The sequence below is a fragment of the Mycobacterium arosiense ATCC BAA-1401 = DSM 45069 genome (assembly GCF_002086125.1).
Lineage (GTDB): Bacteria > Actinomycetota > Actinomycetes > Mycobacteriales > Mycobacteriaceae > Mycobacterium > Mycobacterium arosiense.
Map to the genome: position 1 here is coordinate 1 of NZ_MVHG01000007.1, position 18,860 is coordinate 18,860.

The window sequence follows — 18,860 nt, forward strand, 5'->3', positions numbered from 1 at the left end:
TCGCCGTCGTCTACCGCGGCGCAGCAGTCCTACGCGCCATCACCCTCTGGCTACCCCATTTGTCAGACACGCCCTAGTCCTCGGCGGTCATGACGGCGGCTGCCGAGGGCGCCCGCCCTGCCGTGCGCCCGCCCTGCCGTGTCACGGATCCGTTCTCCGGTTTACTTCTGGTGTTTTCGGGCATGTCAGACCGGCCAAGGTTGGGTGGCGCCGTCAACTCGACCGTTGACGACCGAAAAGCCTTGAACTGCAAGAACTATTCGCGATTGCTGCCGACGCTCCTGTTACTGCCGACGCGTTCGTGCGCGGTCAACAGCAGGTGGTCGAATTCCGACTGGGTGTTCAAAGATTGGCCCGCGCCGCGGAAGTCGTGGGCGATCTGCTCCGCGAGCGGTCGCAGCTTGATGTTCGCCTCCTGGGACAACCACTTGAGCAGCTCGAAGGCCGCGCTGTCGCTGATGCCGTAGATCAGCATCAGCATGCCTTTGGCCTGCTCGATGCCCGCCCGATTCTCACTGATCTCAGCGAGTTTCGCGCTCATGGCATCCTCGCGCGCCTGTTCGTAGTTCGCGGAGACCTCGATGTAGAACCCGTGTGTTCCGATCACGTCACCGTCGTCGTCGAAGATCTGGTCGCCGACGACGACGACGTGGTGCACCTTCCCCTGGGTATCGACGATCCGGTGGCGTGTGCTGAACGCCTGGTGGGCGTGGACGATTTGATCGATGGTGGCCGCGACGTGTTTGCGGTCCTCGGGATGCTTGTGGGATAGCACCAGTTCGGTGGTCGGGGTGACGCTGCCGGGTTCGTAGCCGTGCATGCGTTGCACTTGGTCGGACCATTCCCAGCGCTGATCGGTGAAGTAGAACCTAAACCACCCCGTGGGTTGCGCATCGCCGCCGGCCAACGCCTCTTCAACGTTGGCAGTCTGGCCGTCGAGTTCCCATTTCATCGTGTATCCGTCCGCCGCGGGTTAGATGTTGGCACCGGTGACCGGTAGCTGGCGGCGTGCGGCGGCCGCATGCACGTGTGCGTTGAGTGCGGCCGCCGCACGGCCCCCGGTCGGTCAGGCGTTGATGACCTCGTGCTGGGCAGCGCCCTCGCCAACAGCCCGCTGAGCGTGGTTGCGGCCGACCGTGATCTTGCGTGGCTTGGCCTTTTCGGCCACCGGGATGCCCAGGCGCAGAACGCCTTCGGAATAGGACGCCTCGATCCTGTCGGTATCGAGGTTGTCGCCGAGCACCAGCTGGCGGCTGAACACGCCGCGCGGCCGCTCGGTGGCCAGCATCTCGCGGTTTGGGTCGACGGCCGGTCGTTCGGCGCGCACCGTCACCACATTGCGCTCGATGTCGATGTCCAGCGAGTCGGCGTCGATGCCGGGCAGGTCGAACTCGACCACGAAGTGCTCGCCTTCACGCCAGGCGTCCATCGGCATCACCGCCGGCCGGGCGGCGGTACCCAGGACCTGGTGGGCGAAGCGGTCGAGCTCACGGAACGGATCGGAACGCATCAGCATGGTTGTCACCTCTCGCTCCTATCTAGGCGGTGGGTCGGCAATTTCCTATGTCTAATGACATAGATTTTATATAGCACTATCGACAGGTTGATGCAAGTGTGCTAAACAGATTTTCTATAGTGGTTAACGAAGGGGAGGTGCGATGGTCGACTACGGCGGAAACGCGGATGCTCCGGCGTCCGACCATGGGGTGTATGGCATCTCGGTGGCCGCCGAATTGTCCGGGGCTGCGGTGCAGACGCTGCGGCTTTACGAACGCTACGGCCTGATCACGCCGTCGCGCAGCAAAGGCGGCACCCGCCGATACAGCGCCGACGATCTGGCCAGGATCAAGCGCATCAGCGCGCTGGTCGAGTCCGGGGTCAACCTGGCCGGTGTCGGGCGGATCCTCGATCTCGAAGACCACAACGCCACGTTGTCGGCGGCCAACACCGATCTGCGGTCCACCAACCGCACCTTGCGAGAAGCCGGGAAAGCGGCGAAGCCCGCCGAGCCGGGCACCGTCTGAGTCCATCGCGGATTGCACCGACGCAGGTCGGGTACCCATGTCGCTATGCGTTCAAGGAGAAGCAATGGGTGAGCTGACGGAAACCGGTGCTCAGGTGGTCGATGGCGCACGAGAGGAAGCGGACGCCTACCGGGGCGACAACGATCGCCCGCTGGGCGGCTACCTGGCGGTCATGGCTGTCTACGGCGTGGTCGTGGTCGCCGCGGTGCTGGCCGCGCTGGCCACCGGCCGCACGTTGCCCACGCGGTGGCGAGTCCAGGACTTGTTGATCCTCACCCTGGGCAGCCACAAGCTGTCGCGGACCCTGACCAAGGACGCGGTGACGAGCCCGCTGCGCGCGCCCTTTACGCGCTACCAGGGCACCGGCGGCCCGGCCGAAGTCCAGGAAGAGGTCCGCGAGCAAAGCCCGCTCCGGCACAGCCTGGGGGAGTTGTTGACCTGTCCGTTCTGCCTGGACATGTGGGTGGCCACCGGATTTGCCATCGGCCTGGTGTTCGCGCCCCGGTTCACCCGGCTGATCGCCGGCGTGTTCAGCGCCCTGGCGGGCGCGGACTTTCTTCAGCTCGCGTACGCGATGGCCCAGCAGTCGGCGGAGGGCTGAGGCGCGGCGCGTCAGCTTGTTTTTGGCATGGGAATGCCTTCGCTGGCCGTGAATTGCGCGTCGTCCTCGGAGGTCAATCCGATCGAAACGACCGAACGGGTGAACAGCGCGTCGGTCAGGTAGGCCAGCGACACCGCCCACCGGTTGACGCCGCGCGGAATCGCATACAGGTGGTAGGACCTGGTGACCGCCTTGGCGGGCAGCCCGGACAGGTGGATGTTGAGCGGATTGGCCACCGCATAGCGCGGCCCGAGGTCGACCACCAGGCCGAGGTTGCGGTGCTTGTATTCCTTGCTGCTGCCATAGCCGAGGCTGGCCGCGACGTTGCGGGCCAGCGCCTTGCCCTGCCGAGTCGCGTGCTGGGCGGTCGGCGGGGTGATCTTTCCTGGCTGGGTCAGATCGGGCACGGCGGCCGCGTCGCCGGCCGCGAACACCTCGGGGTGATCCGGCACCTGCAGGTCGGCCTGCACCTTGAGCCGGCCCTTTTCGGTCGGCAGCCCCAGGTCTTGGATCAGCGGCGCCCCGGTCACCCCCGTCACCCACGCGATCGTGCGCGTATCGATGCGCGAACCATCGCTGAGCACAACGTGATCGGCGTGCACTTCCTTGAGGGTGATGCCCAGCCGGACGTCGATTCCGCGCTTGCGTAACACCTTGAGCGCGGCGTCACCCAGCCTCTTTCCCACCTCCGGCATCACCTGGTCGGCCAGGTCCAGCAGCAAAAACCGCACCTCGGCGCGGTTGAAGCCCATCTGTTTAGCAGCCGCGTCGGCCAGCGCCCGCAGCTGCGCCACCAGTTCGGTGCCCGAATAGGACGCGCCGACCACCACGACGGTGCGCCGGGCGGCGGCCGCGCGCGGATCGTCCTCGATGTTGGCCAGCTCCAATTGTTCGATGAAGTGGTCGCGCAGGTAGAGGGCTTCGGCGGTGGTCTTCAGTCCGCGCGCGTGCCTGGCGAGCCCCGGTACATCGAACAATCGCGTCACCGAACCCGGCGTCAGCACCAGCCGGTCCCAGGACAGCGAATGGCTGCGCTCTTCGGGATCGCAATAGGTCAGCGTGCGTTGGGTGAAATCCACGGCATCAACACGGCCACGCACCGCACGTACGTCCTTGAGCGAATTGGCCAGGGGGACAGCGACAAAGCGGGCATCGACGACCCCGCCGGCGACGTCGGGCAACAACGGCGTGTACAGCATGTAGTCGACCGGGGAGATCATCGTGATGTTTACGGGCGCGCGCCGCCGGCGCATGATTCGGGCCAGCCGCCGGGCGCAGGTGAATCCGGTAAAGCCGCTTCCCACGATCACTATGGAGGTCACGGACCCGAGTGTAAGCGGGCTCGATCCTGTCGTACGAGCTCTCATCGGCGGCGCCGGCATGGCCGCGCCTAACTTCTATGCCGACCGTCCGCGGGCATTCAGCGAGGAGGTCGTGGAAGTCGGCGCCGTATTCGCAACGCACATCGCCCTGGCGTGGTCGATGATGCGCCGGCCGGACCAATTTCGCGGCGCCTTGGCTTCGCGGGACATCATCGGGCAGGCCAAGGGCGTTGTGATGGAGCGCTTCAGTCTCGACGCGGTCGAAGCGTTCGAGCTGCTCACCCGGGTGTCACAAAAATCCAACGTTTGGCTTGTCGACATTGCCGCCGCGCTGATAGACAGCGAGCATCCCCTCAAAGGCGACCGGCACTGATCAGAACTTGCGTAGCATCGGCTCTCAAAATTCCTGCACCCCAATAGATTTGGGCTGATTCTCGCCGCGCTGTGCTGCGGCCGCCCGGCCGGGCCGTCGCCGACGGTGATCGTTTCTCCGCCGGCTCGCCTTCGGGTGCGGTTTCGACGAGCGCGAGAAGGGTATGTGCCACCCATATGAAGGCTGTTACCTGGCAGGGCAAGCGTGATGTGCGGGTGGATTCGGTGCCCGATCCGAAGATCGAGCAACCGACGGATGCCATCGTGGAAGTCACGTCGACCAACATCTGCGGCTCCGACCTGCACCTCTATGAGATTCTCGGCGCGTTCATGAACCCCGGGGACATCCTCGGGCACGAAGCCATGGGCATCGTGCGGGAGGTCGGCACGGAGACGGGCGACCTGCGGGTGGGCGACCGGGTTGTCATCCCCTTCCAAATCTCCTGCGGCAGTTGCCACATGTGCGGCCAGCAGCTCTACACCCAATGCGAGACCACTCAGGTGCGCGAGCAGGGCATGGGGGCGGCGCTGTTCGGCTATTCGGAGCTCTACGGCGAGGTGCCCGGCGGCCAAGCCGAGTTGCTGCGCGTCCCCCAGGCGCAGTTCACCCACATCAAAGTTCCTGTGGGCCCGCCGGATTCGCGGTTCGTCTACCTGTCCGACGTGCTGCCCACCGCATGGCAGGCCGTCGCCTACGCCGACATTTCGGACGGTGGCTCGGTGACCGTGCTCGGGCTGGGTCCCATCGGGGACATGGCCGCGCGCATCGCCGACCACCTGGGCTACCGCGTCATCGCCGTGGACCTGGTGCCCGAACGGCTCGGCCGCGCCGCGAAGCGCGGCATCCACACCATCGACTTGGCGCGGCTCGATTCCTCCCTCGGGGATGCGATCCGCGACCTGACCGATGGACGGGGAACCGACTCGGTCATCGACGCGGTGGGCATGGAGGCGCACGGCTCGCCGGCCGCCAAGCTGGCGCAGCAGGTGGCCGGGGTGTTGCCGGATGCTCTGGGCAAGCGGCTGATGCAGACCGCCGGCGTGGATAGGCTGTCCGCCCTGTACTCCGCCATCGACGTCGTGCGGCGTGGCGGAACGATCTCACTCAGCGGCGTGTACGGCGGCACAGCCGACCCGCTGCCGATGCTCACCCTTTTCGACAAGCAGGTGACCCTGCGGATGGGGCAGGCCAACGTCAAGAGGTGGGTCGACGACATCATGCCGCTGCTGACCGATGACGACCCACTCGGCGTCGACAACTTCGCCACCCATGTGCTGCCGCTGGACCAGGCCCCGCACGCCTACGAGATCTTCCAGAAAAAGCAGGATGGGGCGGTCAAGGTCATACTTAGGCCATGATCACCTATCCCACAAGGCTTTCCGCTTGGCGCCGGCGACGGCGCGTCGTGGCCCACCGTTTGACGGCCACGACGGCAGGGTATTGACACCGCCATGACCACCGCAGACGCCCTGGCCCCCACGCCCACCGGAGAGGTGTGGCCCGGCAGGGCCTACCCGCTGGGCGCCACATACGACGGCGCGGGCACCAACTTCGCCGTCTTCAGCGAGGTGGCCGAGCGGGTGGAGTTGTGCCTGTTCGACGCCGAGGGCGCCGAGAGCCGCATCGCCCTGCCCGAGATCGACGGTTTTATCTGGCATGCCTACATCCCCAACATCGAACCGGGCCAGCGCTACGGATACCGCGTGTACGGTCCGTACGACCCGCAGGCGGGGCTGCGCTGCAACCCGAACAAGCTTCTGGTGGACCCGTATTCCAAGGCCATCGACGGCTCCTTCGAGTGGAACCAGTCGCTGTTCAGCTACAACTTCGGCGACCCGGACAGCCGCAACGATGACGACTCGGCGGACAGCATGCCCAAGTCGGTGGTGATCAACCCCTACTTCGACTGGGGCAACGACCGTCCACCGGATCACCAATACGCCGACACGGTGATCTACGAGGCGCACGTGAAGGGGCTGACTCAGACCCACCCCGATATCCCGGAACCGCTGCGCGGCACCTACGCCGCGGTGGCGCACCCGGTGATCATCGAGCATCTCAAGGAACTCGGCGTCACGGCCATCGAATTGATGCCGGTGCACCACTTCGCGAACGACTCCACCCTGGTCGACAAGGGACTGTCCAACTACTGGGGCTACAACACGATCGGGTTCTTCGCGCCGGACTTCAAATACTCCAGCTCCACCACGCCGGGCGGGCAGGTCCAGGAGTTCAAGGCCATGGTGCGCGCGCTGCACGAGGCCGACATCGAGGTCATCCTCGACGTGGTCTACAACCACACGGCCGAGGGCAACCACATGGGCCCCACCCTGTCGATGCGCGGCATCGACAACGCGGCGTACTACCGGCTGGTCGATGACGACAAGCAGTACTACATGGACTACACCGGCACCGGCAACAGCCTCAACGTCGGGCACCCGCATGCGCTGCAGCTGATCATGGACTCGCTGCGCTACTGGGTCACCGAGTTGCACGTCGACGGGTTCCGCTTCGACCTGGCCTCGACTTTGGCCCGCGAGTTCTACGACGTCGACCGCCTGTCGACGTTTTTCGAACTCGTGCAACAGGATCCGACGGTCAGCCAGGTCAAGTTGATCGCCGAGCCGTGGGACGTCGGTCCTGGCGGCTATCAGGTGGGCAACTTCCCCCCGCAGTGGACCGAGTGGAACGGCAAGTACCGCGACACCGTCCGCGACTTCTGGCGCGGCGAGCCCGCTACTCTCGACGAGTTCGCCTATCGGCTCTCCGGATCGGCGGATCTCTACGAGCACACCGCGCGCCGGCCGGTGGCCTCGATCAACTTCGTCATCGCCCACGACGGGTTCACGCTGCGTGACCTGGTGTCCTACAACGAAAAGCACAACGAGGCCAACGGCGAGGACAACAACGACGGCGAAAGCCACAACCGGTCCTGGAACTGCGGCGTGGAGGGGACCACCGACGACGAGCAGGTCAACGCGCTGCGCGCCCGCCAGCAGCGCAACTTCTTGACCACGCTGCTGCTCTCCCAGGGCGTGCCGATGATCTGTCACGGCGACGAACTCGGGCGCACCCAGAACGGAAACAACAACGGCTATTGCCAGGACAACGAGCTCACCTGGATCGACTGGGACAACGCCGACGCCGGGCTGCTGGAATTCACCAGGACGGTGTCGGCGCTGCGGGCCGAGCATCCGGTGTTCCGCAGGCGCCGATTCTTCTCCGGAAAACCGGTGGGCCGGCGCGGGCAGGACGGCCTGCCCGACATCGCCTGGTTCACCCCCGAGGGCACCGAGATGACCGAGGAGGACTGGGGCGCCAGCTTCGCCAAATCCGTTGCGGTGTTCCTCAACGGCCACGGCATTCCCTACCTCGACGCGCGAGGTCAGCGCGTCCTGGACGACTCGTTCCTGTTGTGCTTCAATGCCCACTACGAGCCGATCGAATTCACTTTGCCGCCAAAGGAATTCGGCGCGGCCTGGGAGATCGTGGTGTACACGGGGCCGGAAGAGACGACGCCGGCCGACGAGGTGCCCGGTGGTGGCGCGCTCAACGTCGAAGCGCACACCGCCGTGGTGCTGCGGGCCCTGCCCTCGGAGTAGCCGTTCGCGACACCCGGGCTGCTCGCGGCGCTGCGCGTCGTCGACGATCAGGTCGAGGCCGGGACTTGGTGCTGGCAGCCCTGGCGGCTCGGATCCCCGAAAGCGCCCGCAGCACCGACGAGCTCGCCCGGATCGCGGAGAAGAATCCCAGCCGGGTCGCCGAGCCGATCCACATGTCCGGCAACATGATTCGCGCCACCTTTGAGCATCGCTGCCACGCTCGCCCGTTCCGCCGAGACCGTCGCGGCGCGAGCGGACGAAACATGTACCGGGCCAGATCGGGCGACCGGAACACCGTCGTTTCGAACTAAGTGGCCCGGTGCGCACCACGCGGTGCCCGCCATCCGGTAGGTTTCTCGCGACAGCGTCTTGCGTTACAAGAGAGGGCGAATATGTCAAGGACAGTGGTGGTCGGCGCCTCTAGCGGGTTGGGGCGTTGCATAGGTGTCGGTCTCGCGCAGCGCGGTGATCACGTCGCGCTGCTTGCCCGCCGTCGGGAGCGCATCGAGGCTGCGGCCAAGGAAGCCGGGCCGAACGCCGTCGCCATCGAATGCGATGTCACCGACCAGGCGTCGTGCCGCTCGGCCATCGACCGCGCCGCCGCCGCACTCGGCGGCATCGACAATGTGGTTTACACGCCGGCCGTCGGGCCGCTGGTCCGCATGGTCGACACCGATGCCGACACGTGGCGGCGCATCTTCGACACCAACGTCATCGGCGCATCGCTGGTGACGGCCGCGGCGGTGCCGCATTTGACCGCGTCGGCTGGCAAGGCGGTCTACCTGTCCTCCGACGCGGGGACCTTCGGGCCGCCGTGGCCGGGCCTGGGCGCGTACGGCGTGAGCAAGGCGGCGCTGGAACGGCTGGTGGAGGCGTGGCGGGCCGAGCATTCCGACATCGGCTTCACCAACCTGATCGTCGGCGAGTGCGCGGGCGGCGAAGGCGACGGGCAGACCGGCATGAACGAAGGCTGGGACATGGATCTCGCGATGAAGGCGGTTCCGCTGTGGTCCTCGCGCGGCTGCATGCCCGGCAAGTTGATGCCCGTCGAGGACCTGATCGACGTGGTGCACACGATCCTGCGGACCAACGCCTCGACGTCGATGCCGCTGGTGGTGGCCCGCGGCGCGCCGGCCAGCCCCGCGGCGTTCGCCGAGGCCAATCAGTCCTAACCCGGCCGCTCAGCGGCGGCCGAGTTTCTCCTTGGCCAGGTCGGTCAAAAAGCGTGCCGCCGGGGTCGGTTGGAAGGCCAGGGCCGCCTCGGTAAGCGCGTCACGGGATGCGGTGGGCAGCTCGATGTCGGCCGCGGCGACGTTGAACTCCAGCTGCTCGACGGACGAGGCGCCGGGAATGGCGACCACGCCCGGATAGCTGATCAGCCAGGCCAGGGCCACCTGCGCCGGCTTGGCGTCGACGTCCTTGGCGACGTCGCGCAACAGCTGCAGCAGCGGCTCGATGCGGCGCAAGTTTTCGGTGCCAAACCGCGAGTTGACCGCGCGCACGCCACCCGGACGGTTGTCCACGCCGTACTTGCCCCCCAGCAGGCCTTGTTCCAGGGGGCTGTAGGCGATCACGATGCGGTTCTCCCGCTCGGCGAACGGCACCAGGTTCTTCAGCGCCTTCGGGTAGGCGAGCGAGAAGTGCACCTGGTTGCTGATCACCGGCCGGCCGAGCGCGGCGTCGGCCTGCTGCCAGCGCTGCAGCGAATAGTTCGAGACGCCGGCGGCGCCGATCTTGCCGCGCTCCAGCAGGTCACGCATGCCCGGCATGATCACCGAGTCGGGGAACACCGGGTTGGGCTGGTGGATCTGGTACAGCGGGATGCGTTCCAGCCCCAGCCGCTGCGCGCTGGCGCGGGCCCGCTGCTTGACCACGGCGGGGAACGGCGCGACCGGCATGATTTTGCTGGCTACCGCCACCTCGGCGCGCTCGTCGCCGAGCGCCTCGCCCAGGATCCGTTCGCTTTTGCCCAGGCCGTACACCTCGGCCGTGTCGAACAGCGTCACCCCCAAAGCGCGGGCGCGGCGCACGATGTCACCCGCGGCGCCGGCGGCGTAGCTGTCCCCGTAACCCCACTCGCGTGAACCGAACTGCCAGGTGCCCAGGCCGATCCGGCTGACCCGGCCGACCCCGTCGACGTCCACGTATTTCATGTGGTCAGCCTAGTGGCGATCGCAAGTGCGGCGGAGCCGGGCGCGGCGGGTCGCCACCGTTTGGGTCTAGTGGCGATCGCAAGCGCGGCGGGCGCTCAGCCGGGGATCTTGCCGAGGATGTAGTTGGCGATGCTGACCGCGGCCGCGCGGGGCAGCGTGCTGTCGGTGGTCCCGCTGGCGGAAACGTTCAGGTCGATGACGACGTTCGCCTTGGCCGCGATCGCCCGTGCCGAGCGCACCTGGATGCCCTTCGGCGTCAGGTCCAGGGTGGTGATGCCGTTGCCGGCGTCGGCGGGCTCGCTTACCGACATCGGGATCGGCTGGCCGCCCGGAGCGGACACGGTGACGGTCGTGCCGCCGCACTTGTGCCATCCCGACTGCAGGGCGGCCAGCTGCGCCTGTGCCGCGCCCGGATCGCGGAACGCCGCGACGCCCTGGATGACCTGCATGGACTTCAACATGCTGCGGGTGTCGGTGAATTCTCCTGCGTGGTATCCGGCCAGCGTCCCCGGAGTGTAGGCGTCGGGGCTGCCGGCGGCGATGCTTTCCCAGCACTCCGGTCGGTCGATGCTGCCGTCATCCGGGGAGCGGCCGGGGCTGTTCCAGGTCGGGCCGACGTCGAGGTTCGCGTCGCCGGTGATGTTGCGCAGCGCATCGAGGCCGGGCAGCAGGGTGGCGATGGTCTCCGGCGGCACGGTGGGCGGCGGTGGCGCGGCGGCCGTGCTGGAGCCGGCGGACGTCCGGTGCGATGAGGTCGAACCGGCCAGCGTGGCCCAGCCGGCCAGGGCGACGACCGCCAACAGGATGAAGATGTATGACAGCGTCACGCCCACCAGCGCACGATCGCGGCCGAGTTCGCCGGTGCGGCGGATCTGCGCCAGCCCGAGGTGCCCCAGGAGAGCGCCCGCTGGCGCGAACAGGAACGCGAAAATCAGCGACAGCGTCGCCAGGGTGTTGACCGGCGGCCGGTAGGGCGGGGGTGCGGGCGGCGGTGTGTACGGCGGCGACTGCGGCGCAAGCGGCTCAACCTCCGGGGGTGGGACGCGGCCGAGCGGGTCATACCTCAGCGGGTTCTGCCAATATGGGTCCTCCGGGTTGGTCACGCAGCGCCTCCTTCGCGGGGAGAACCTGCCCGAAATGTAGCCGACACGGGTGCGGGGCTAAACCAGGGCCGTCACAGGCGCGGTTTGGCGATGCTGACGACGTACGGCGCCTCGGCCAAGGTCAGGTAGACCCGATGCGGCCCGACTGCCATGCCCGACAGATGGGCCGGTTGCGCGGCGGGGGGCAGCCCCGACCGGTAGTCGATGGTGCGCAGCACGGGAATTCGCCCGTCCGGGAAGCCGGTGAAGCTTGCGGTCTCGAGCGCCACCAGTTCGTGGTCGGTGGCGGCGTAGATCCTGGTGTCGTCGGTGCCGAGTTCGCGGATCGTCGAGGGCAAGCGGGTGCTGGCCAGCACCTCCATCCCCCGTCCGCCCCGGCGCGAGTCGACGGCGCGCACCGTGTCGTCGTCCTGCCCGGCCACATAGCTGCGGGTCACCGCGGTGCCATCACCCGCGGACACCGCGACGTCGACGGTCAGCGAGCCGCGTTGTGCCGGCGGTGACGACGTGCCCTGGAAGTGCCGGATGCCCGATGATCCGTACAAGTGGTAGTCGAGTTCGCGGCCCCGGTTGGCGCCGTCGATGGTGTCGGCGCTGCTATCGGTGGTCGCCGTGGGCAGCTTTCGGTAGTCGTCTTGATCCACCGGTGTCACCGCCGTCCCGTCGGCGGACAGCGCCAGCAGCATGCGCAATCCCGCGTCTTCGGCCAGGTAAGCCGGCGCCGGTCCGGCGTCGAAATCGTCGACCTGGCGCAGGCTTTCCAAGTCGACGGCGGCCACCTTCCCGCGGGCGGGCTGCGGCACGAACACCAGCCGCTGGTCCTTCTGGCTGATCTGCAGGTTGCGTCCGGACGCCATGGGGGCCGAGAGGCGCGTTTTGGCATCGGTGCCGCGACCGCCGTCAATGACCTCGGCCAACCGGTGATCGTCGGTGAGCGCGACCAGGGCCCGCGTGACGTACGACCACACCGGTTCGTGCAAGGGGACAGCTGTGCGCCACAGCTCGACGGCGGGGGCACTCTCCAGCGATGCCCCTGGGCGCGAACACGCTGTGGTCAGCGAGGCCACCGCCACCGCGCCGCCGACCGCGCGGCGCAGCAACACCCGGATGCGCTGGCCCGCGGTCGAACCCGCTTCGGCGCCCATCGACCCGCCCGCTCCTCTCACTGTTTGTCCAGGACGTTTGTCCAGGACATACCCCACGCGGGCGCGGCCACACCCCGTTTGGCGGTCGGATTGGTCGGGTAGCCGGTTCGGGAGTGCGCACAGCCCGCGCGCCGAACCAAAGATGGGAGGGACATTGTGGCATCCGCCGCCGCCATGCAGTCGCCCACCGACGTGGTCGACTTTCTCGTCAGTCAGCATCAGCAGATCAAGGCGATGTTCGCCGAAACGCTTCAGGCGTCCGGCGAGGCCCGCCAGAAGGCCTTTGTCGAGTTGCGTCGACTGCTCGCCGTGCACGAAACCGCCGAGGAAGAAATCGTTCACCCGCGCGCCAAGCGCAAGATCTCCGGCGGTGCCACCGTCGTTGACGAGCGGTTGCACGAAGAGCACGAGGCCAAGACCGTTCTGCAGAAGCTGGAAAAGCTGGACGTGGACAGCGACGAGTTCGCTCGCGAATTGACCAGGCTGCGCGACGCGGTCATCCAACACGCCGAGCATGAGGAGCGCGACGAATTTTCCAGGCTCGGTGAGGAATTGAGCGGCGACGAGCTGGAACGGATGGGCCGCGCCGCGAAGCTTGCCGAAGCGATCGCCCCGACCCGCCCGCACGCCGGTGTGGAATCCCAGGTGGCCAACCTGGCGGCGGGACCGTTTGCCGCGATGCTCGATCGGGCCCGCGACGCCATCATCGGCAAGGGCTGACAACAGCCACCCCCGGCGTGGTACCCCCGCTCGGTGGGGGAGCGGGGGTACCACGCCCTTTACGAGGAAATCATGGTCGCAGCGACAAAAGCGCCCGGTGCCCAGCGCTACCTCCCGGCGGAGCGAGGTCTGGATTCCTTGCGGGTAGCGGCCGAAACATGCCACGGCTGTTCGCTTTTCGAAGACGCCACCCAAACCGTGTTCGGAAACGGACACCCCGGTGCGCCGATCATGCTGGTGGGTGAGCAGCCGGGCGATCAAGAGGACCGCGCCGGTGAGCCGTTCGTCGGCCCGGCAGGGCGCCTGCTCGCCCGGGCTCTCGAGGACGCCGGCATCGAGCCGGCGCTGGTCTATGAGACCAACGCGGTCAAGCATTTCAAGTTCACCCGCAAGGGCGGCAAGCGACGCATCCACCAAAAGCCGGGGCGCACGGAGGTCGTCGCCTGCCGGCCGTGGCTGATCGCGGAGATCGAAGCGGTGCGGCCGCAGGTCATTGTGTGCCTGGGCGCCACCGCCGCACAGTCGTTGCTGGGGGCCACATTCCGGGTCTCCACGCAACGCGGCCAGCAATTGCGGCTGCCGTCATCCGTCGACGTTCACGTGGAGCCCGAGCCGATCGTCGTCGCCACGGTTCATCCGTCGTCGGTGTTGCGCGACCGCAGCGACCGGCACGACGAGGTCTACAAGTCCTTCGTCGACGACCTGCGCAGTGCGGGTTCGGGCGTCACCAAGGGCAGCTGAAACCTGAACCCACTGCGGTTCAACTCTTCTTGTGCGGCAAGAACTCCTGGGCTTTGGTCTTCAGGCCGACTTTGACGAAGCCCACCCGGTCCTCGTCACCGGAGAGCACCGCCGCGGTCGCCGACTTGAACTGCTCCCACGTCGCGTGGGGCGGAATCGGTGGCATGTCGGGGTCGGTGTGAACGTCCAGCACGGTGGGACGGTCCGCCGACAGCGCGTTGCGCCAGGCGTCCGACAGTTCCTCCGGGTCCTTGATGGCCATCGCGTTCAGGCCCAGGCTGGCGGCGAATGCGGCGAAGTCGATGTCGGGAAGATTTTGGGACTCCGCGAATTTCGGGGCGCCGGCCATGGCGCGCATCTCCCAGGTAACCTGGTTGAGGTCGTTGTTGTGCAGGATGGCGATGATCAGGCGGGGGTCTTGCCATTCGCTCCAGTACCGCTTGATCGTGATCAGCTCGGCCATGCCGTTCATCTGCATGGCGCCGTCACCGGCGAACACGATGACGGGCCGGTCCGGGTGGCCGAACTTGGCGCCGATGCCGTACGGAACCCCGGGGCCCATCGTGGCCAGCGTGCCCGACAGCGAGCCCCGCATGTTGCCGCGGAAGCGCAGGTTGCGCGCGTACCAGTTGGCCGATGAGCCGGAATCGGCTGTCACGATGGCATTTTCGGGCAGCTGGGGGGACAGCTCGGAGAACAACCGCAGCGGGTTGATCGGGTTAGCGCTGACCATCGCCTCCTTGTCCATGGTCTCCCACCAGCGGGAGACGGTCTTCTCGATGCCCTCGCGCCACGACCGGTCCTCCTTGCGGCGCAGGTGCGGGATCAGCGCCCGCAGCGCGGTTTTCGCGTCGGCGACCAGGTTGACCTCGTAGGGGTAGCGCATCCCGATCATCCGGCCGTCGACGTCGATCTGCACCGCGCGGGCCTGACCGAATTCCGGCAGGAATTGCGTGTAGGGGAAGCTGGACCCCACCGTCAGCAGCGTGTCGCAGTCGCGCATCATCTCATAGCTCGGCCGCGTCCCGAGCAGCCCGATCGAACCGGTGACCCAGGGCAATTCGTCCGACAGGACGTCCTTGCCCAACAGGGCCTTGGCCGCCCCCGCGCCAAGCAGGTCGGCAACCTCGGCCAGCTCTTCGTGGGCCCCGCGCGCGCCGGTGCCCACCAGGATGGCGATTTTCTTGCCGGCGTTGAGGACGTCGGCCGCCCGCGTGATGGCGGTGGCGTCGGGGGCGATGTCCGGGTACTCGATGCCCAGGCTGGAGGGCACCATTTTGAACGCGTGCTCGGGCGGCGAGTACGGCAGCTCCTGGACGTCGCTGGGAATGATCAACGCCGTCGGTGCCCGCTGGGTCATCGCTATCCGGATGGCGCGGTCCAGCACGTTGGGCAACTGCTCGGGGACGGTGACCATTTGGACGTAGTCACTGGCGACGTCTTTGAACAGGTTCAGCAGGTCGACCTCCTGCTGATAATTTCCGCCCATGGCGCTGCGGTTGGTCTGGCCGACGATGGCCACCACCGGGACGTGATCGAGCTTGGCGTCGTAGAGCCCGTTGAGCAGATGGATCGCGCCGGGGCCGGACGTGGCCGCGCAGACCCCGACCCGCCCGGTGAATTTCGCGTAGCCCACCGCCTCGAAGGCGCTCATCTCCTCGTGGCGCGACTGGATGAATTTGGGCTTGTTGTCCGCGCGGCCCCACGCAGCCAGCAGCCCGTTGATGCCGTCGCCGGGATACCCGAATACATGCTCCACGCCCCACGCGCGCAAGCGCTCGAGCAAATAATCGGAAACCTCTTGTTTGGACATGTTTTCCCTCCTCGGCAGACGGTTCTACAGTGCTGGCGGATGGGTGTGTGGCTATTGTTCGAGCCACCTGCGCGGCACCGCCGCCGATGCGCGCACCAACCGGGCGCGGCTCCCGCTGACGGGCGTAACGTATGCAGGCTGCGACCGCATGGGCGGCTTGGGCACTTCCCACCCGAGCCGTATTACCCGGATTGGCCGGTGTTATTCGCCGAAACGACGCCGGCGGGCCGACTCTCAGCCAGCTTTCAGCTGGCGAGTGTGCAACATTGCCCAGCGGTGCACCCGTAACGCTCGAGGCCCGCATCAAAAGCCTTGTGGCACACCGTTTCCGAGATAGACAAGGCCCGCTTCACGCACCGTGGCCGGGTCGAGCGAGTTTCTGGCATCGATGACGACGGCCAGCGGCGCGTCCTGCGCGATGACCTGCCAATCGAGATCGCGGAATTGCGGCCATTCGGTCAGCACGACGATCGCGTCGGCGGCTTTGGCGGCGCGGTAAGGGTCGTCGACGGCCGTCACCCCGCTTTGCTGCAGGACGGTGGGATCGATGTTGGGCAACTGGGGGTCAAATCCCACCACCTGGGCGCCGACGGCGGTGAATTCTTCGCACGCTGCCAGCGCGGGCGAGTCGCGGGTGTCGCTGGTGGCGGCCTTGAAGGTGAGGCCCAACGCGGTGATTCGACAACCCGATAACGGTCGACCGATCGTTTGCCGCAGGGCGGTGACGATTCGTTGTGCCTGCCCGGTGTTGGTGTGGCGGGCCGCTTCGACCTCCGAGAAGGACACGTCGTGCCGGTGTGCGATGTGGACCAGCGCCGCCGTGTCCTTCGGCAAACAGGAGCCGCCCCAGCCCGGGCCCGGGCGCAGAAACTCCGGCCCGATGCGCCGATCGGCGCCCATGCAGCAGGTCACGTCGTTGATGTCGGCGCCCACCCGCGCGGACAGCGCCGCGAGTGAATTCGCGTAGGACAGCTTGACCGCGAGGAAGGCGTTGCTGGCGTACTTGGCGAGCTCGGCGCTCTCCGGGCTCATGCGCAGCACGCGGCGTGCGGCGAAACCGTACGACTGCTGCACCAGTTGGGCCGCCAATTCATCGTCGGTGCCGATCACCAACCGGTCAGGATGGCGGAAATCGCCGACGGCGCGCCCCTCGCGGAGAAACTCGGGTGCGGAAACGACACGAATGCCCCTGCGACAGAGCCGCCGCGCCATGACGGAGGTGGTGCCGACCGGCACGGTCGACTTCAACGCGACAATGGCCCCGCGCCGCAGCACACCGCCGAGGCCGTCGATCACCGATTCGACGGCGCCCAGATCCGCGGCTCCATCGACGGCGCTGGGGGTGGGGACGCAGACGAACACGACGTCCCGGTCTGCCAACGCACCGAAGTCGGTGCTGAAACTCAGCGTGCCGCGCGCGAGTCCGTCGCTCAGCAATTCGCACAGCCCGGGTTCATCGATGACCGAAACCCCGGCTGCGAGTTGGCGCACCCGGCGCGGGTCGGCGTCCACCGCAACCGTATTCAGTCCTTGCCCGGCCACACAGACCGCGGTGGTCAAACCGACGTAACCGGCGCCCACCACACCGACGAGAGGGCCGCCGCTCATGCCGTCTCGCCCAGGACATGGTGGCTTGCGGACAGCACGCGGTCGACGGTGATGTTCAGCAGGCCTTCGTCGGGCACCGCGGCGTGGGGGTCGCCGCTGCGGCCCGCCCACAGCGCGGCGTGTGGCGCGGGCCCGCGCGGCCCCCACTGGCGCGGCGAGGTGGGGCCGAACAGCACCACCGACGCCGTGCCGGTCGCGGCGGCAAGGTGCGCCACACCCGTGTCGCCGCAGATGACCAGCCGGCTGTCGCTGATCAGGGCGGTCAGCGCCGGCAGGTCCAGCAGGCCGGACACGACGGCGGTGCGCTGCAATCGGGCGGTGCGGGCAACAGCGTGGGCGAGGTCGAATTCGCTCGGCGATCCGGTGACGACGATTTCGTAGCCCTCGTTGCGCAACGCGGCGGCCACCGCGGCGAACCGTTCCGGTGGCCACTGCCGCGCCGGTGCGGAGGCGCCGGGATGGATCACGACGGCCCCGGTCTGGTCACGGGGAAGCGCTGGGCGCGGGAGCAGCATATCGGTCAAATCGCAAGGGATTCCGGCCCATTCGAGCAGCGCACACCACCGGTGCATTTCGTGCAGATCGGCGCGCCAGCGCGGGCCCGCCACGGCGGGATGGCAGTGGTGACAATGGCTGATCACCGATTGCGGTGCCCAGGCCAGCAAATGCTCGATGCTCTGCGGCCCGCGGCCGTGCAGGTTGACCGCCAGCGCCGGCGGCCCGCCCAGCGGTTGCACGTCGCCCAGTTCGCTGGTGGGCAGCAACCCGTCGATCGCGCCGGTGAGCATGGCCAGGTCCCGGTAGCGGTCCGGCGCGGCCAGCGTCACGCGCGCTGCCGGATAGTGCCGCCGCAGCCCACGCAGGGCCGGCACCGCCGTCAGCAGGTCGCCGAGCCCCAGGGCGCGCAGCACCACGATGCTGTCCCGCGCACCGGCATCGAGAGTCGCTGCGGCCCTTAGGGCCACGACGACTCCGTGGAGGCGCAGACCACCATCTCTCGCACCTCGCACCCGGCCGGTTGGGAAAACGCGAAAAGCACGGTCTGGGCGACGTCTTCGGGCCGATTGAGCTTGGCGCCCGCCGGCGGCTTGTACTGCTCGGGCCGCCCGTCGAAGAACGGGGTGTGCATGCCGCCGGGGATCAGCAGCGTCACACCCACCTCCCCGGCGAGCTCGGCCGCCAGCGCGCGAGTGAATCCGACGACCCCGAACTTCGACGCGCAGTAGGCGGTGGCGTCGCTGACCGCCTTGATGCCCAGCGTGGAGGCGCAGGTGACGACGCGCCCCCGGGTGGCCTTCAGGTACGGCAGGGCGGCGCGGATGACCGCGGCCGTGCCGACCAGGTTGACGGCGATGACCCGTTCCCATTCCTTGGCGGGGACCTGCTCGAGGGTGCCGCAGCAGTCGATGCCCGCCGGGGTGAAGACACCGGTGATACGGCCGCTCACCTTATCGGCCAAAGACTCGACGGCGGTCGCGACCGCGCCGGTGTCGGCCAAATCGCAAGCGACATAGGGAACGTCGGCTGCCGGTGGTTTCTTGTCGATCACCAGCGGCAGGCCACCGTGGGCTGATACCGCGGCCACGGTGGCCGCGCCCAAACCGGAGGAGCCGCCCGAGATGAGCACACCTTGAAGCGATTGCTGCGTCATGACA

Annotated in this window: 18 protein-coding genes and 1 pseudogene; 9 read left to right on the top strand and 10 right to left on the bottom strand. The window is 67.6% G+C overall.

The window, feature by feature from the left end; genetic code table 11:
• Positions 1 to 256: 256 nt before the first annotated feature.
• Both BST14_RS04905 and BST14_RS04910 read right to left on the bottom strand, forming a co-directional pair.
• Positions 257 to 952: a PAS and ANTAR domain-containing protein gene (locus BST14_RS04905; RefSeq protein WP_083063469.1), complete on the bottom strand. Its 696-nt coding sequence runs from the start codon at positions 950 to 952 to the stop codon at positions 257 to 259.
• Positions 953 to 1,066: 114 nt separating this feature from the next.
• Positions 1,067 to 1,516, bottom strand: coding sequence for an Hsp20/alpha crystallin family protein (locus BST14_RS04910; RefSeq protein ID WP_083063566.1), 450 nt, complete (start codon positions 1,514 to 1,516; stop codon positions 1,067 to 1,069).
• 142 nt (positions 1,517 to 1,658) lie between these two features.
• Here BST14_RS04910 and BST14_RS04915 point away from each other — a divergent pair, with 142 nt between their 5' ends.
• Positions 1,659 to 2,024, top strand: a complete 366-nt coding sequence (locus BST14_RS04915) for a MerR family transcriptional regulator (RefSeq protein WP_083063470.1) — start codon at positions 1,659 to 1,661, stop codon at positions 2,022 to 2,024.
• Between the two features lie 64 nt (positions 2,025 to 2,088).
• Positions 2,089 to 2,625 (top strand): DUF1360 domain-containing protein, encoded by a 537-nt coding sequence (locus BST14_RS04920; RefSeq protein ID WP_083063471.1) that lies wholly within the window; start codon positions 2,089 to 2,091, stop codon positions 2,623 to 2,625.
• 11 nt (positions 2,626 to 2,636) lie between these two features.
• On the opposite strand, the gene BST14_RS04925 is transcribed toward BST14_RS04920, so the two are convergent.
• Positions 2,637 to 3,947 carry an NAD(P)/FAD-dependent oxidoreductase gene (locus tag BST14_RS04925; RefSeq protein ID WP_083063472.1) on the bottom strand — a complete coding sequence of 437 codons (1,311 nt, stop codon included), beginning with the start codon at positions 3,945 to 3,947 and terminating at the stop codon, positions 2,637 to 2,639.
• A gap of 20 nt (positions 3,948 to 3,967) precedes the next feature.
• Here BST14_RS04925 and BST14_RS04930 point away from each other — a divergent pair.
• The 5 genes and pseudogenes from BST14_RS04930 to BST14_RS04950 all read left to right on the top strand — a co-directional run.
• Positions 3,968 to 4,320 (top strand): annotated as a pseudogene (locus BST14_RS04930) (ANTAR domain-containing protein); the annotation flags it as partial.
• Between the two features lie 176 nt (positions 4,321 to 4,496).
• Positions 4,497 to 5,678 carry a zinc-dependent alcohol dehydrogenase gene (locus BST14_RS04935; RefSeq protein WP_083063473.1) on the top strand — a complete coding sequence of 394 codons (1,182 nt, stop codon included), beginning with the start codon at positions 4,497 to 4,499 and terminating at the stop codon, positions 5,676 to 5,678.
• A 93-nt stretch (positions 5,679 to 5,771) separates the two neighbouring features.
• Positions 5,772 to 7,922, top strand: coding sequence for a glycogen debranching protein GlgX (gene glgX, locus BST14_RS04940; RefSeq protein ID WP_083063474.1), 2,151 nt, complete (start codon positions 5,772 to 5,774; stop codon positions 7,920 to 7,922).
• A gap of 65 nt (positions 7,923 to 7,987) precedes the next feature.
• Positions 7,988 to 8,233: a hypothetical protein gene (locus BST14_RS04945; RefSeq protein ID WP_245845310.1), complete on the top strand. Its 246-nt coding sequence runs from the start codon at positions 7,988 to 7,990 to the stop codon at positions 8,231 to 8,233.
• 93 nt (positions 8,234 to 8,326) lie between these two features.
• On the top strand, positions 8,327 to 9,094 hold the full coding sequence (locus tag BST14_RS04950; protein ID WP_083063475.1) for an SDR family oxidoreductase: 768 nt from the start codon (positions 8,327 to 8,329) through the stop codon (positions 9,092 to 9,094).
• Between the two features lie 9 nt (positions 9,095 to 9,103).
• Here BST14_RS04950 and BST14_RS04955 read toward each other — a convergent pair whose 3' ends face one another.
• From BST14_RS04955 to BST14_RS04965, 3 genes are all read right to left on the bottom strand, one after another.
• Entirely contained in the window at positions 9,104 to 10,075 is a 972-nt protein-coding gene (locus BST14_RS04955; RefSeq protein WP_083063476.1) for an aldo/keto reductase, read from the bottom strand.
• A gap of 95 nt (positions 10,076 to 10,170) precedes the next feature.
• Positions 10,171 to 11,178, bottom strand: coding sequence for a sensor domain-containing protein (locus BST14_RS04960; protein ID WP_083063477.1), 1,008 nt, complete (start codon positions 11,176 to 11,178; stop codon positions 10,171 to 10,173).
• Positions 11,179 to 11,249: 71 nt separating this feature from the next.
• On the bottom strand, positions 11,250 to 12,323 hold the full coding sequence (locus BST14_RS04965; protein ID WP_083063478.1) for a hypothetical protein: 1,074 nt from the start codon (positions 12,321 to 12,323) through the stop codon (positions 11,250 to 11,252).
• A gap of 174 nt (positions 12,324 to 12,497) precedes the next feature.
• Between BST14_RS04965 and BST14_RS04970 the strand changes: the two genes are divergently transcribed.
• Together BST14_RS04970 and BST14_RS04975 are read left to right on the top strand one after the other, a co-directional pair.
• The gene (locus tag BST14_RS04970; RefSeq protein ID WP_083063567.1) at positions 12,498 to 13,043 is read left to right on the top strand and encodes a hemerythrin domain-containing protein; all 546 of its coding nucleotides are present in this window, start codon (positions 12,498 to 12,500) and stop codon (positions 13,041 to 13,043) included.
• Positions 13,044 to 13,115: 72 nt separating this feature from the next.
• Entirely contained in the window at positions 13,116 to 13,784 is a 669-nt protein-coding gene (locus BST14_RS04975) for a UdgX family uracil-DNA binding protein (RefSeq protein WP_083063568.1), read from the top strand.
• 19 nt (positions 13,785 to 13,803) lie between these two features.
• On the opposite strand, the gene BST14_RS04980 is transcribed toward BST14_RS04975, so the two are convergent.
• The 4 genes from BST14_RS04980 to BST14_RS04995 form a co-directional block, all read right to left on the bottom strand.
• Entirely contained in the window at positions 13,804 to 15,597 is a 1,794-nt protein-coding gene (locus tag BST14_RS04980) for a thiamine pyrophosphate-requiring protein (protein ID WP_083063479.1), read from the bottom strand.
• Positions 15,598 to 15,900: 303 nt separating this feature from the next.
• A complete protein-coding gene (locus BST14_RS04985; RefSeq protein ID WP_083063480.1) occupies positions 15,901 to 17,205 on the bottom strand; it encodes a UDP-glucose dehydrogenase family protein in 1,305 nt (434 codons plus the stop codon).
• Positions 17,202 to 18,170 carry a glycosyltransferase family 9 protein gene (locus BST14_RS04990; RefSeq protein ID WP_083063481.1) on the bottom strand — a complete coding sequence of 323 codons (969 nt, stop codon included), beginning with the start codon at positions 18,168 to 18,170 and terminating at the stop codon, positions 17,202 to 17,204. The genes BST14_RS04985 and BST14_RS04990 overlap by 4 nt, the downstream gene beginning before the upstream one ends.
• Positions 18,161 to 18,856 (bottom strand): SDR family oxidoreductase, encoded by a 696-nt coding sequence (locus BST14_RS04995; RefSeq protein WP_083063569.1) that lies wholly within the window; start codon positions 18,854 to 18,856, stop codon positions 18,161 to 18,163. The genes BST14_RS04990 and BST14_RS04995 overlap by 10 nt, the downstream gene beginning before the upstream one ends.
• Positions 18,857 to 18,860 lie beyond the last annotated feature (4 nt).